Origin of the sequence: Chryseobacterium potabilaquae, assembly GCF_902728265.1 — a bacterium.
Taxonomy (GTDB): Bacteria; Bacteroidota; Bacteroidia; order Flavobacteriales; family Weeksellaceae; genus Chryseobacterium; species Chryseobacterium potabilaquae.
Map to the genome: position 1 here is coordinate 13239 of NZ_CACVBR010000046.1, position 14619 is coordinate 27857.

Annotated in this window: 13 protein-coding genes; 5 read left to right on the forward strand and 8 right to left on the reverse strand. The window is 32.6% G+C overall.

From position 1 onward, the window contains the following. Window positions 1-27: 27 nt before the first annotated feature. Both CHRY9293_RS16405 and CHRY9293_RS16410 read left to right on the forward strand, forming a co-directional pair. Window positions 28-939, forward strand: coding sequence for an ABC transporter ATP-binding protein (locus tag CHRY9293_RS16405; protein ID WP_162033971.1), 912 nt, complete (start codon window positions 28-30; stop codon window positions 937-939). A gap of 4 nt (window positions 940-943) precedes the next feature. Beyond that, window positions 944-2254 (forward strand): ABC transporter permease, encoded by a 1311-nt coding sequence (locus CHRY9293_RS16410; RefSeq protein WP_162033972.1) that lies wholly within the window; start codon window positions 944-946, stop codon window positions 2252-2254. A 96-nt stretch (window positions 2255-2350) separates the two neighbouring features. Here the strand turns inward: CHRY9293_RS16410 and CHRY9293_RS16415 are convergent, their stop codons facing one another. From CHRY9293_RS16415 to CHRY9293_RS16450, 8 genes are all read right to left on the reverse strand, one after another. Next, a complete protein-coding gene (locus tag CHRY9293_RS16415) occupies window positions 2351-3019 on the reverse strand; it encodes a porin family protein (protein WP_122546462.1) in 669 nt (222 codons plus the stop codon). A gap of 20 nt (window positions 3020-3039) precedes the next feature. After that, window positions 3040-3921: a succinate--CoA ligase subunit alpha gene (gene sucD / locus CHRY9293_RS16420; protein WP_122635832.1), complete on the reverse strand. Its 882-nt coding sequence runs from the start codon at window positions 3919-3921 to the stop codon at window positions 3040-3042. 90 nt (window positions 3922-4011) lie between these two features. After that, window positions 4012-4914 carry an LpxD N-terminal domain-containing protein gene (locus tag CHRY9293_RS16425; protein ID WP_162033973.1) on the reverse strand — a complete coding sequence of 301 codons (903 nt, stop codon included), beginning with the start codon at window positions 4912-4914 and terminating at the stop codon, window positions 4012-4014. 71 nt (window positions 4915-4985) lie between these two features. After that, window positions 4986-5552, reverse strand: coding sequence for an elongation factor P (gene efp / locus CHRY9293_RS16430; RefSeq protein WP_122546459.1), 567 nt, complete (start codon window positions 5550-5552; stop codon window positions 4986-4988). Between the two features lie 23 nt (window positions 5553-5575). Beyond that, the gene (gene lpxA, locus CHRY9293_RS16435; RefSeq protein WP_122546458.1) at window positions 5576-6367 is read right to left on the reverse strand and encodes an acyl-ACP--UDP-N-acetylglucosamine O-acyltransferase; all 792 of its coding nucleotides are present in this window, start codon (window positions 6365-6367) and stop codon (window positions 5576-5578) included. Continuing rightward, a complete protein-coding gene (locus tag CHRY9293_RS16440) occupies window positions 6368-7765 on the reverse strand; it encodes a bifunctional UDP-3-O-[3-hydroxymyristoyl] N-acetylglucosamine deacetylase/3-hydroxyacyl-ACP dehydratase (RefSeq protein WP_122635830.1) in 1398 nt (465 codons plus the stop codon). It abuts the gene before it with no gap. Continuing rightward, window positions 7758-8789 carry a UDP-3-O-(3-hydroxymyristoyl)glucosamine N-acyltransferase gene (gene lpxD / locus CHRY9293_RS16445; RefSeq protein WP_162033974.1) on the reverse strand — a complete coding sequence of 344 codons (1032 nt, stop codon included), beginning with the start codon at window positions 8787-8789 and terminating at the stop codon, window positions 7758-7760. The genes CHRY9293_RS16440 and lpxD overlap by 8 nt, the downstream gene beginning before the upstream one ends. Before the next feature lie 72 nt (window positions 8790-8861). Further along, window positions 8862-10088 carry an HD domain-containing protein gene (locus CHRY9293_RS16450; protein ID WP_162033975.1) on the reverse strand — a complete coding sequence of 409 codons (1227 nt, stop codon included), beginning with the start codon at window positions 10086-10088 and terminating at the stop codon, window positions 8862-8864. A 206-nt stretch (window positions 10089-10294) separates the two neighbouring features. Between CHRY9293_RS16450 and CHRY9293_RS16455 the strand changes: the two genes are divergently transcribed. From CHRY9293_RS16455 to CHRY9293_RS16465, 3 genes are all read left to right on the forward strand, one after another. Next, a complete protein-coding gene (locus CHRY9293_RS16455; RefSeq protein WP_162033976.1) occupies window positions 10295-11935 on the forward strand; it encodes a S41 family peptidase in 1641 nt (546 codons plus the stop codon). A 117-nt stretch (window positions 11936-12052) separates the two neighbouring features. Further along, window positions 12053-13597 (forward strand): T9SS response regulator signal transducer PorX, encoded by a 1545-nt coding sequence (porX, locus tag CHRY9293_RS16460; RefSeq protein WP_162033977.1) that lies wholly within the window; start codon window positions 12053-12055, stop codon window positions 13595-13597. A 76-nt stretch (window positions 13598-13673) separates the two neighbouring features. Further along, window positions 13674-14438, forward strand: coding sequence for an exodeoxyribonuclease III (locus tag CHRY9293_RS16465; RefSeq protein ID WP_162033978.1), 765 nt, complete (start codon window positions 13674-13676; stop codon window positions 14436-14438). The last annotated feature ends 181 nt before the right edge of the window (window positions 14439-14619 follow it).

The following is a 14619-nucleotide window of genomic DNA, read 5'->3' on the forward strand; positions in this document are numbered from 1 at the left end:
TTTCAGCATATTTTTAAAAATAACTTAATGCTAAAAGCTGAACATATCAGAAAAACATACAGTGCAGGAAAAAAAATAGCATTGGATGATTTTAGTATCCATGTCCCAAAAGGGAGTATTTATGGACTTTTGGGCCCAAATGGAGCAGGCAAAACATCATTTATACGAATCATTAACCAAATTACACAGGCCGACTCTGGAAGTGTCTCCATCAACGGACAGACTCTTCATCCTAATCATATCAAAGATATTGGATATATGCCCGAAGAGAGAGGGCTTTACAAAAACATGAGTGTCGGCGATCAAATTCTTTATTTTGGGGAACTCAAAGGAATGAGTAAAAATGAAGCCTTACATGAAGCCAAAAAATGGTTTGAAAAACTCAATATTGATCAATGGTGGAAGAAAAAGCTTTCTGAACTCTCAAAAGGAATGGCCCAAAAAATACAGTTCGTGGTAACCGTTCTCCATAGACCTCATCTCTTAATTCTAGATGAACCATTTTCAGGCTTTGATCCTGTAAATGCCAATTTGATTAAAGACCAAATTATAGAGCTTAAAAATAATGGAACAACCATTATACTATCTACACACAGAATGGAAAGCGTGGAAGAAATGTGTGATTATGTCTCTTTAATTAATAATTCCAAGAAAATCATCGATGGAAGGGTCTTTGATGTTAGAGAAAAATTTAAGAAAAATATTTTTGGAATTACGCTTTCAGAAGTTAATGAGGATCATCTCGACACCTTCAAAAGTAAATATAATATTGTTAATATTTCTAGTGAAAATAGCCTTATTAATTTTGATTTGAAAAATGAAGGTGATCAAAACAGTATTCTTTCAGATTTAGTAAAAGTCGGAAAAGTAAGATCCTTTCAAGAAAAAATTCCCAGCATGAATGAAGTTTTCATCAATGCAGTAAGTAACCATTCTTAATTTTATGAATAATATTTTTTTAATTACAAAAAGAGAATTTCTTACACAAGTTAAGAAAAGATCCTTCATTATATTGACATTACTAGCTCCCCTTATGTTGATTGCATTTGGATCCGTGATTGGTTTAATGTTTAAAGCTAACGAATCACATAGTGCGATTCAGATTGTTGATAAGAGTGGATTATTTAAAAATCAAATACATTCAGACAGTAAAATTACTTATACATTCATTCCTACTCCGAATGAAAAATCTGAGATTAATAATTTAAAAGAAAATGAATCCTTAGATGGAATTCTTATCTTACCTGAGCTTCACAACCAAAATTTTGACGAGTTCACCAACAATACCCGATTGATCATTAACAATAAAATTGGTTTTGATACAAAGCAAAAAATAGTTTCTGATATTACTAATGTTATCAAAAAAGAAAAAATAAAACATTTAGGAATTGCGGAAAATCAATTAAATAACCTGGATAAAAGTTTCGTTTTAAAAACCATTAATGTTACCGAAAACAATAAAGAAGATTCTGATTTAGCTTTTGGAGTAAAAACCGGGCTTAGTATACTTTTAATGTATGTTACCTTTATGTTTATCATCATTTATGGAGTACGAGTAATGAGAAGTGTACTGGAAGAAAAAAACAATCGTGTGGTTGAAATCATTATCTCCTCTGTAAAGCCTTTTGAATTGATGATGGGGAAAATTTTAGGAGTAACATTAGTTGCCTTAACTCAGTTTATTATCTGGATAACAATGTCGATAATTGGAGCCTTAGTTTTAAATACTGGCTTTTCAACTTTACAGAAAAACCTTCCCGGCAGCAGTGAACAAATAACAAATAAATTAGATGTTGCCCAAATAGCGACTCAAATTTCCCACAGCTTATTGGAACTCAACTTTCCCATAATTATATTTGTTTTCATTGTTTTCTTCCTTCTAGGGTATATTTTTTATAGTTCTATTTATGCCGCAATAGGTTCTGCAGTCGATAATGAAACAGAAACTCAACAATTTACTTTATTTGCCATTTTGCCTTTAACTTTAGGAATGTATGGTAGTTTTTCATTAATGAATAATCCGGATGGTCCTTTAGGTTTTTGGTTATCCATCATTCCTTTTACTTCACCTGTCGCAATGATCGCCAGAATCCCATTTGGAGTTCCTGCATGGCAGATTGCACTATCAATAACTTTATTATTAGGAACAACGATATTTATGATATTCCTTGCCGGAAAAATTTATCGTGTAGGTATTTTAATGTACGGAAATAAAGCAACTCTAAAAGAGCTTTGGAAATGGATCAAAGGCTAAAAATAAAACAAATACAAAAAATAAAATCCCGAGACAATTAATCGTCTCGGAATTTTTTTTGTAAGATATAATCTTTCTTTATCTACATTCTCTATATTAATTAAAAATATAGCTTAAAGTTAAACTAACAACTTGTTCAGACTTCTTTTTTTCTGTCCCCCCTTTTTCATTAGTAAGACCTGGATATGTATTCGATAAACCAAAATCATACTTGAATGCTAGCTCAACCTGTCTTTTGTAGCTATATCCTAATCCTATTCCTAATCCAAAATTAAAGCCTTTTGCTTTTCCATTTACTCCTGGATAAGCTGGATCATTTACATCTGGATCGTAATATGCTTTTGACAAAGGAGCATTTTTCACCTTTTGATTTAATAAGAAGTTGAATCTTGGCCCTATTAATCCAAAGAATTCTGACTCAGCTTCAGAAAAATATCCTTTAAAGTATACAGGAACACTTAAATAGTTATTAGCATACACTGCATCGTAACCGTCTTTTCCTTTTGCATCTTTATTTTTTCCTGTTTCACCAGCTCCGTAATACAATACCTCTGGTTGAAGAAAAAACTGATTACTTTGGCCGATAGGAATTAAAGCTAAACCACCCACTTGGAATGTAACTCTTTTTCCTGAAGGGTTATGGGCATTTTTCACACCTGAATAGTTTCCACCAGCTGTAATACCAAACCTTGTTCCACTTAAATCTATTTGTGCAAATGATAAAGTAGAAAATAATAAAACGAAGGGTAATAAAATTTTTTTCATAGCAGTATGTTTTAATATAATTAAGCTAATACTTTTAATACTTTTGCAATGGTTACACCAATTTCAGCTGGAGAATCTACTACATTAATTCCATTTTCTCTCATGATTTCCATTTTTGCTTGCGCTGTATCTTCATCTCCACCTACGATAGCCCCAGCATGCCCCATTGTTCTTCCTTTAGGTGCCGTTTGCCCAGCAATAAAACCTACTACCGGTTTTGTTGAGCCACTCGCTTTATACCATCTTGCCGCCTCAGCTTCTAATCCTCCACCAATTTCGCCAATCATTACTACTGCCTCAGTTTCTGGGTCATTAATAAATAGCTCTAACGCTTCTTTTGTGGTGGTTCCAATAATTGGATCTCCTCCAATACCAATTGCTGTAGAAATTCCAAAACCAGCTCTTACTACCTGATCAGCCGCTTCATAGGTAAGAGTCCCTGACTTAGAAACAATTCCTACTTTACCTTTTTTGAAAACGAAACCAGGCATAATCCCAATTTTAGCTTCATCAGAAGTAATGATTCCAGGACAATTTGGACCGATTAATCTGCAGTCTCTGTCAGCAATATATGATTTTACTTTTACCATATCCGCTACAGGAATTCCTTCAGTAATACATACAATTACTTTAATTCCTGCTTCAGCTGCTTCCATAATAGCATCAGCTGCAAATGCAGGAGGTACGAAAATAATACTTACGTTTGCACCAGCTTTTTCAACAGCATCAGCCACAGTATTAAATACAGGCTTTCCTAAGTGCTCGCTTCCTCCTTTTCCTGGAGTAACTCCACCTACTACATTTGTTCCATATTCAATCATCTGGCTTGCATGGAAAGTACCTTCGTTCCCCGTAAATCCTTGTACAATTACTTTAGAATCTTTGTTTACTAAAATTGACATTTTATTGTTTTTTTAATTTATTTATTACTTTATTAACGCTCACAAATTTACTTAATTTTCTTTGATTTCAGACAAGTGGTAGTAATTTGTTTATTTGAGATTTCTCACCTTAACTTCTTTCTTCAGATACGCCCTGAAATCTTCGGCAATAGGACCAAAATAAGTTCCTTTCGTAAGATCTCTATTCACTCCTACCTGAGCCAACAAAACAGTTCCTTTCTCAAGTTTGACTCCAGAAGCAATTCCCGCCTGTCCCCATACAGTTACTTCATCTTCAAGAATACAACATCCGGCAATTCCTACTTGGGAAGCGATAAGACATCTTTTTCCGATAATCGTATCATGGCCAATCTGAATTAAATTATCCAATACTGATCCCTCTCCAATGACTGTAGAATCAGTAACTCCTCTATCAATAGTACAATTATTTCCAATCTCTACATTATTTTCAATGATCACATTACCTACAGAAATCAAACGATCAAAATTACCATTCAATTTACGATAATAAAATGCATCTCCTCCTAATACAGTCCCAGACTGAATAATGACGTTATCTCCTATTTCTGTTCTATCACCTATCACAACATTAGGGAATATTTGGGTATTGCTCCCAATTTTTACATTATTTCCAATCATTGCAGAATGATGAATTCTTGTTCCTTCTCCAATTTCTACATCATGAAGTTCTTCTGTAAAATTATATATTCTGGTAAAATGGGTATTTATTTTATTAAAATCCCTAAAAGGATCTTCAGAAACCAAAAGTGCTTTTCCTGCAGGACATTCGACTTCTTTATCAATTAATATGATTGTAGCCGCGGAATTTAAAGCTTTATCGTAATATTTGGGGTGATTTACAAAAACGATATCCCCTGGTTGTACCCTATGAATTTCATTTGTTCCTAAAACTTCAAAGTCCTCGGAGCCAATAAATTTTGCATCAATAAAATCAGCAATAGTTTTTAAATTTTGTGGAGAATGAAATCTCATAACAATTGATTTTCTTATAAAACAAAATTCGGACTGCAAACGCAAACCGAATTAATGTAAATTGTATTTAATTACTCTTTTACTCTTTCTAAGTAAGCCCCGTCTTCAGTACTTACTTTAATTTTATCGCCAGGTTCAATGAATAATGGAACCATTACCCGTGCCCCAGTTTCAACGATAGCATTTTTAAGAGCATTTGTTGCTGTATTTCCTTTTACTCCAGGATCTGCCTCAATAATATCAAGATAAACAGATTGTGGAAGTTCCGCAGAAAGTGGTGTTTCATCTGCTTCTTTCAAAATAATAGTAACCTCTTCCCCAGCTTTCATGAACTGAGAGTTCTCAATCATTTCTTTATTAATATATAACTGAGAAAAGTCTTCATTATTCATAAAGTGAAAACCATTATCGTCATCATAAAGATACTGGTATTTTCTTGTGATCACTTTTACTTCCTCAATTTTGTGACCAGCAGAAAAAGTGTTATCAATTACTTTTCCGTTCGTCACTGATTTTAACTTTGTTCTTACGAAAGCCGGACCTTTCCCAGGTTTTACGTGAAGAAACTCGATAACTTTATAAATATCATTGCTGTACTCAATGCAAAGTCCTTTTTTGATATCGTTACTTGTTGCCATTAATTATGTATTATCTTTTTATATTAATTATCTTTTCCTGTCCCATACCCTTTTACGATTCCTCTTGGGGAGTTCTGAATAAACTGAAGAATTTCATCTCTTTCAGCAGTGGGCAGCATCTCTTTTTCTATATATGTAATTGCCTGAGAAACATTCATTTTCATTTGAAAGATAGCCCTGTATATTTTTTGGATTTCAAAGATCTTTTCATTTGTAAAACCTCTTCTCCTTAGTCCTACTGAGTTAATCCCTGCATAAGACATAGGCTCTCTCGCGACTTTTACATAAGGAGGTATATCCTTTCTTATTAAAGTTCCTCCAGAAATCATAACATGCTTTCCAATTTTCCCAAATTGATGAACAGCACTCAGCCCTCCCATTACAGTATAATCACCTATCTCCACATGTCCTGCGATCCCACAACCATTTACAATAATAACATGATCACCTAGAATGCAGTCATGGGCAATATGAGAAGTAGCCATAATAAGACAATTTTCTCCAATTTTAGTAAACCCTAAAGCTTTGGTTCCTCTATTTACAGTAACACATTCTCTGATCGTGGTTTCATCACCAATAATCACTCGTGTATCTTCACCATCAAATTTCAAATCTTGGGGTATAGCCGAAATAACTGTTCCGGGATAAATTCTGCAATTCTTACCAATTCTTGCCCCATCCATAATGGTTACATTGGGGCCAATCCAACTTCCTTCTCCAATTTCGACATCACCCGCAATTGTAGTAAATGGCTCTACAATAACATTTTTACTAATTTTTGCACGTTTGTCTACGGCCGCTAATTGATGAATCATTTAATCAATTTTATTTTTTGCAACTTGAGCCATTAATTCTGCTTCTACTGCTATAGCATCCCCTACATATCCATAGCCTTGCATATGAACAATGCCTCTTCTGATAGGTTCAATCAATTCAATTTTGAAAATAATAGTATCCCCAGGAACTACTTTTCTTTTGAATTTTACTTTATCTATTTTGATAAAATAGGTAGAATAGTTTTCAGGATCGGGAACACTTGCTAGCACAAGAATTCCACCCGTTTGTGCTAATGCTTCTACTTGAAGCACTCCGGGCATAACAGGTTCTTTAGGAAAATGTCCCACAAAAAATGGTTCATTCATCGTCACATTTTTCAGACCCACTACGTGAGAATCTGAAAGCTCAAGAATTTTATCAATCAACAAGAATGGTGGCCTATGTGGCATAAGGCGCATAATTCCATTGATATCAAAGACAGGTTCTTTTGTTAAATCAAAATCAGGAACATTCTTCTTCTTTTGAAGTTTCCATTGGCGATTCAATTTTTTTGCAAATTGAGTATTCACAAAATGTCCTGGTTTATTAGCAATAACCTTTCCTTTTATTTTCACGCCCGCTAATGCCAAGTCACCTATTACGTCTAGCAATTTATGTCTTGCAGCTTCATTAGGGTAATTTAAGTTTAAATTATCTAAGATTCCATTAGGGCGGATTGATACATTATCTTTTCCGAATGCTTTTTTTAATTTTTCAGTCGTCTCAGGAGTAAGATCTTTATCTACATATACGATAGCATTAGAAATATCACCTCCTTTGATCAAACCATGATCTAAAAGCATTTCCAACTCATGCAAAAAACTGAAGGTTCTTGCAGAAGAAATTTCTTCTTTAAATTCTGATATATTTTTAAGAGTTGCATTTTGTGTTCCCAACACTTTAGTTCCAAAATCAACCATCGTTGTCACTTCATAAGTATCCGAAGGAATAATGGTGATTTCTGAACCTGTTGCAGGATCACTGTATGTCAAAACCTCTTTAATAACTAAATATTCCCTAGCTACATTCTGTTCTACAACTCCAATTCTTTCAATAGCTTCAACGAAAAATTTTGATGATCCGTCCAAAATAGGGGGTTCGGACGCGTCCATTTCTAAAATAGCATTATCTATATCACAACCTACTAATGCAGCAAGAAGATGCTCACAGGTTGTAATTTTAACTCCTAGTTTTTCTAAAGTCGTTCCTCTTTCTGTGGCGAACACATAATTTACATCTGCTTCGACCTGAGGGTTTCCCTCCAAATCCGTTCTTACGAATACAAAACCTGTATTTTCTTTTGCAGGTTTAATGGTAAGTTTTACTTCTTTACCTGTATGAAGGCCAATTCCGGAAAGTGTAACTTCTTCTCGGAGTGTTTTTTGCATATCACTCATTAGTTTTATCTTTTGAGTTATTCTCAAGATTTTTTATTCTGCTTACTATTTCTGTAAAATTTCTAAAATGAACATAATTTCTAAGATAATCATTATAACTTATCGCTGGCGAACCGTACAATGTTTCTTTATCATTTACGCTAGAATTCACACCACTCTGAGCCTGAATTTTAACTTGATTTCCTATTTTTATATGTCCAACAACTCCTACTTGCCCACCAATCTGGTTCCAATCTCCAATGGTAGTAGAACCAGCAATTCCTGCCTGAGCTGCAATTACATTATTCTCCCCAATTTTTACATTGTGAGCAATTTGAATTAAATTGTCTATTTTAGTACCTTTTCCTATAATTGTAGAGCCAATTGTTGCTCTGTCTATACTACAATTGGAACCTATTTCAACATCATTTTCAATAATTACATTTCCAAGTTGCGGAATTTTTTTAAAGCCTTCCGCTGTTGGTTGAAATCCAAAACCATCACCTCCGACCACTGTATTCGAATGAATAACACAATTATCTCCTACAATGCAATAGTCATAAATTCTAGCTCCACTATCAATTTTACAGTTTTTGCCAATTTTCACTCCCTTCCCGATATATACTTGGGGATAAATTTGAGTTCCTTCTCCAATCTTTGCTTTTTCAGAAACATAAGTAAATGCTCCCACGTATACTTTCTCACCAATTATAGCAGTCTCATGAATAGAAGATCCATCTTCAATTCCTTCTTTTTTCCCCATCATTTCCTGATATAAATTCATAAGAACTTGAAATGATAGATAAGCATCTTTTACTGCAATAATTGTAGTATTATAACTATCCCTTACTAGAAGTTTTTCAGAAACGATAAGAACGGAACATTTTGAAGTATCCAAATAATGAGAAAATCGATCTTGTGCAATAAAAGAAAGATGTTCTTGTTCGCCATTTTCAATTGGTGAAACTCCTTTAATAAGTGCATCTGCGTCACCTATTATTTTTCCGTTAATAAAACTTGCAATTTGCGAAGCTGTAAATTCCATATTTTGCAAAGATAAGAAATTCTATAATTCGCAAACATTTTTTAGTTTTAGGATGACAAATTTTAATATACTTTAAGAATTAAAGAATTCTATATCTCGGGGAAATGTGAGAATATATTTTGTAGTTTCGTGAGTGATTAACCCTGATAAAAGCTGATCATCCGATTCATCTAATCTTATTTTCCGGCCATTCTTATGCAATAAATAAATAGGTTGCTTTTCGGCATTATAAGGTAAAAGTTTTCTTTTAATTTCACGAACCAATTCATTTCCTTTATCAATTTTAAAGAATTCATTAGTTTTTATTATCTTTTCTTCAATACAATTTTCTTCAAATGGATGGGAAGAAATAATGGTTTTAGGAAGGTTTCTTTGAATAACACATTGACACCAATACGACAAAATAAAATCTTCAGAATTTTGCCATGCTTTCATAGCCTGAATCACGTCGTTATCATCTAATTGGGTAAACCTTTCAATATCTTCGTTGGTAGCAGCACTTTTTCCTCGATAAAGAAAATACTTTAGATTTTCAGTTGCAGGAAGATTTACTCCTTGAGACACCAAGTATTTTGCTCTCTCTAAAATTTTAACCAAAAGAAATTCTGCTAAGGCTGAAGTCTTATGATAGTACACTTGCCAATACATAAACATTCTTGCCGTCAAAAAGTTTTCAATAGAATAAATACCTTTTGCATCAATCACCAGCTCTCCCTCATCACAAACATTCATCATAGAGATAATTCTCTGTGTATTAATATTTCCTTCAGAAACACCTGTAAAAAAACTATCTCTTTTTAAATAATCTAATCTATCTACATCCAATTGAGAGGAAATAAGCTGATTAAAAAACTTTCTACTATATTTTCCTTGAAACATCTCAATCGCCATATCCAATTGTCCGGAAAACTCCTCATTTAACCTACTCATTAATAATAATGAAAGATTTTCATGATGCCAATCATCCATAAGCATACTTTCCAATGCATGCGAAAAAGGACCATGTCCAATATCATGCATCAAAATAGCCAGCATAGCACCTTTTTCTTCTTCTTCAGAAATCTTTACTCCTTTTTGCTTTAAAGTCTCCAGGGCAGTAAACATTAAATGCATTGCTCCTAAAGCATGATGGAATCTTGTATGAGTGGCCCCAGGAAAAATAAGGTTTAATAATCCCGTTTGACCAATTCTCCGTAACCTTTGGAAATAGGGATGTTCAATAATATCAAATAGAATTTCATGGGGAATTTTGATAAATCCATGAACAGGATCATTAATGATTTTCAGCTTATTCTGCATTAAAATATCGATAATTTGTAAACAAAGTTAAGTATTTTTAATTTGATTAATTTTCCCTTAAAAAATAGGATATTAAATATTGTTTCTATTCAATACGTCTCACAGCTATTTAAAATCATAACCCCCTTTTGAAGTTATAAAAATCACATAAAAACAGCTTGGATCTTTTATACTATACATTTATCTTTGATCATTAATTGCCTTTAATGAGTAAACTATTTATCTCCCTCATACTATGTATAAGTACACAATTCTCGGCACAGACTTTATCTGAAACTCAAAAATTAGAATCTCTTTGCAGAGTATGGGGATTTTTAAAATATTATCACCCTAATGTTTCCCAAGGTACTTTTAACTGGGATCAACAGCTTTTTCAAAAATTAAAAGAAATTGAAAGTATAAATGAGAAAAATCAATTAAATATAATATATGCCCAGTGGATCGAAAACTTAGGAAAAATTGATCGTTGCAAAACCTGTTCAAAAAATGAGAATAAAATTTATTTTTTAAAGAATTTTGATCTTAGTTGGATCAACAATTCAGAAGTATTTGACCAGAAAGTCATCAAAAGGCTTAATTATATACAAAATAATAGAAACATTGGAGAGAACTATTATTTTGGAAAAGGGGGAAGAAAAGTATATTTTAGAAATGAAAACTCATATGGTTCCTTATTCACATCAAAACATATTGCCCTTTTAGAATTATTTAGATATTGGAATTATGTAGAATATTTCTTCCCATACAAATACAAAACAGATCAAAATTGGAACAAGGTATTAACTGAAATGATCCCTAAGTTCCTATCCATAAACACTACAGAGAATTATCATTTAACATTAGCAGAATTGGTTACCAAAACTGATGATTCTCATGCGTTTTTATTTTCTCCCTTCATTAGTGTAAACCAATATGGAAAAAGAAAAGTTCCTATTGAATATTCTTATGCTGAAGGAAAGTTAATTGTCACCAAAGTACTTTCAAATAAATTGAGTCAAAGTAATCCTTTGCAGATAGGAGATGTCATCTATGAAATTGATGGTTTAACGATACCACAAAAAATCAACTTATTGGGAAAATACATTCCTGCCTCTAATTCTTGGGGGAAGATCAAAAAGGCAAAAAACCTGCTTCTTTTTACTAATAAAGATTCTCTTATTATCAAATTTGAAAGAAATGAAAAGAACATCTCTCTTTCCCTTGCTACCTATTTGTTGAAAGATATTATTGCTGAAAAAACGATTCCATCCGAAAAGTGGAAATTGTATGATGATGAAAAGAAGATAGGCTATGTGAATATGGGCATAATTGAAAATAAAGATATTGAGAATATGTATCAACATTTACAGTCTACCACTTCCATTATTTTTGATCTGAGAAACTATCCCAAGCAAACTATTTCCCAACTCAGTAAACTACTACTTCCCGACAATGGCACTTATTATCAGTTTAATTTCCCTGAAACCTCTTTTTTAAGCAAATTTTATAGTAGAAAAAATAATATTGGCAGAAAAAATCCCGACTATTATAAAGGAAATGTAGTAGTTTTGGTAGATGAAAACACACAAAGTCAAGCGGAAACAACAACGATGATGTTCAAACAACATCCAAAAGCCAAAATTATTGGAAGCTATACATCAGGTGCCAATGGAGATGTCATTAGATTTAAAATGGCAGATCTCGAAACAAGCTTTACCGGAATTGGCGCTTATTATCCGGATGGGAAAGAAACTCAGAGAATTGGAATCATTCCCGATATTCTTGTAATGCCTACTATAACGGGCATTAGGCAAGGAAAGGATGAAATCCTTGAAAGAGCCTTAGAGTATATAAAAACAGGCCATTGATAAGATCAGCTTGCTTAATTTTATTAACTAATATTTAACTTTTTAGTTGATCAATTTGGCAGATTTTAAAGAGATTTGGTCAACATTTTGATGCTATAATCATGAAAAAAATAAATTATGTCAGAAAAGATTTTATGGATAGATGATGAAATTGATTTACTTAAACCTCACATCGTATTTTTAGAAAAAAAAGGATATCAGGTTACCCCTGTTAACAGCGTTAATGAAGCGTTAGAATTGATGGATTCTGAAAAATTCTCATTAACCCTTATTGATGAAAATATGCCTGGAATTTCAGGACTAGAAGCTATTCCTATGATAAAGGAAAAAGATAATTCTTTAAAAATAGTAATGGTTACAAAAAGTGAAGAGGAACATATTATGGAAGAAGCAATCGGTTCACAAATTGCCGATTATATTTTAAAACCTGTAAATCCAAATCAAATTCTATTATCGTTGAAGAAAAATCTTCATCAGGATAATCTTGTTGAGCAAAAAACTATTTTACAATACCAACAGGAATTCAGGAATCTTTCCATGGAGCTTTCTTATTTGAAAACATATCAAGAATGGGCAGAATATTATAAGAAAATTCTTAATTGGGAGATTAAATTTGATAAAGTAACAGATAATGAATTTGCAGACCTTCTTCAAACTCAAAAAGAAGAAGCCAATATTCAATTTGCAAAATTTATTGAAAAAAATTACGAACACTGGTTGCATGATTCTGACAAGCCTATCATGAGCCACACTCTTTTTAAAGAAAAAATAAAACCTGAAGTCGAAAAAGAAAAAGTACTCTTATTGTTGATTGACAATCTCCGATATGATCAATGGAAAGTAATTGAACCTTTATTTACCAAATATTACAATAAGGTATCAGAAGATTATTATTATAGTATCCTCCCTACTGCCACTCAATATGCAAGAAATTCTTTTTTTGCAGGATTAATGCCTTCTGAGATCGAGAAACGTTTTCCAGATAAATGGTTCAATGATAATGAAGAAGGAAATAAAAATGAGTTTGAACGTGATTTTCTTGAAGATCAAATGAAGAGAATTGGATTAGGGTCTAAATCCATGAAGTATTTAAAAGTTTTAAATGCCGATTTTGAAAGGAAAATCTATGATGATTTTAACCAGCATAAAAACAATGATCTTTTGGTGATCGTTTATAACTTTATAGATATCCTTTCACATGCCAAAACAGATAATCATATTGTCGATCAATTAATCCGTGATGACAAAACCTTTAGATCACTTACCTCAAATTGGTTTGAAAACTCATCATTATTAAAAATCATTAAAGTGGCTGCCGAAAATGGTTTTAAATTAGCAATTACAACTGATCATGGCACAGTGTATGTTAAAAAGCCCAGTAAAGTGGTTGGAGATAGAGAAACCTCAACCAATATTCGTTACAAAACCGGTAAAAGTCTTACCTATGATGCCGGAGATGTATGGGCAATCACCAATCCTGAAAAGGTTTTCTTACCAAAAGGAAATTTAAGCTCAAAATATATTTTTGCAAAAAACAATATTTTCTTAGCCTATCCTAAGAATTACAACCATTTTGTAAATTACTATAAAGAGACCTATCAACACGGGGGAATATCATTAGAAGAATGTATTATTCCTATATCTATTTTGGAGCCTAAATAGTGTTTTCTCATTTTGAAGAATCAGAAGCGGAAAAAATCAGTTGATTTTTTCCGCTTCTTTTTAATATTTTTGAATTATGAAACTTATCACTTACAATGTAAATGGAATCCGAGCTGCTTTTACCAAAGATTTTTTAGGATGGCTAGCAACAGCTGATCCCGATATTATCTGTATTCAAGAAAGCAAGGCAGGAAATGATCAAATAGATATTGAAAGTTTAGAGAAACTAGGCTATCATAGCTATTGGCATTCAGCCATAAGAAAAGGGTATAGCGGGGTCGGAATTGCGTCAAAAATCAAACCTAATCATATTGAATATGGTTGTGGTATTGAAAGTTATGATAATGAAGGAAGAATCATTCGGGCAGATTTCAATGGACATTCTGTTATTTCGGTATATGTTCCTTCGGCATCTAATATAGAGAGACTTGATTTTAAAATGCAATTTTGCTATGACTTTCTTAGCTATATTAAAAACTTAAAGAAAGAAATTCCTAATCTCATTATTTCCGGTGATTTTAATATCTGCCATGAGGCAATTGATATACACGATCCTATCCGTTTAAAAAATGTTTCCGGGTTTTTGCCTATAGAAAGAGAATGGATGACTCAGTTCATCAACGAATGTGAGTTAATAGATAGTTTTAGGTTTTTCAATAATGAACCCTACAATTATACTTGGTGGAGTTATAGACAAAATTCTAGGGCGAAAAATAAAGGCTGGAGACTAGATTATAATTTCACCTCCTATAGTTTAAAAGAGAACCTTTCCAGAGCTGTTATATTAAAAGAAGCTGTTCATTCCGATCATTGTCCTGCGTTAGTAGAATTAAGCTTTTAATCATTTTAAAAATACATTGACTTTTGCATCAACTTGATTGTAGGACTTTTAATCTTGACTAGTCCTAAATAAGCGTTACAGATTATTAGGTTAAAAATACTAATATTTTATGAGATATTTGTCGGGCTAGTCCGACAAATATCTTTGTTTTTATAGGTTTTTATTTTTACACAATCTTGTT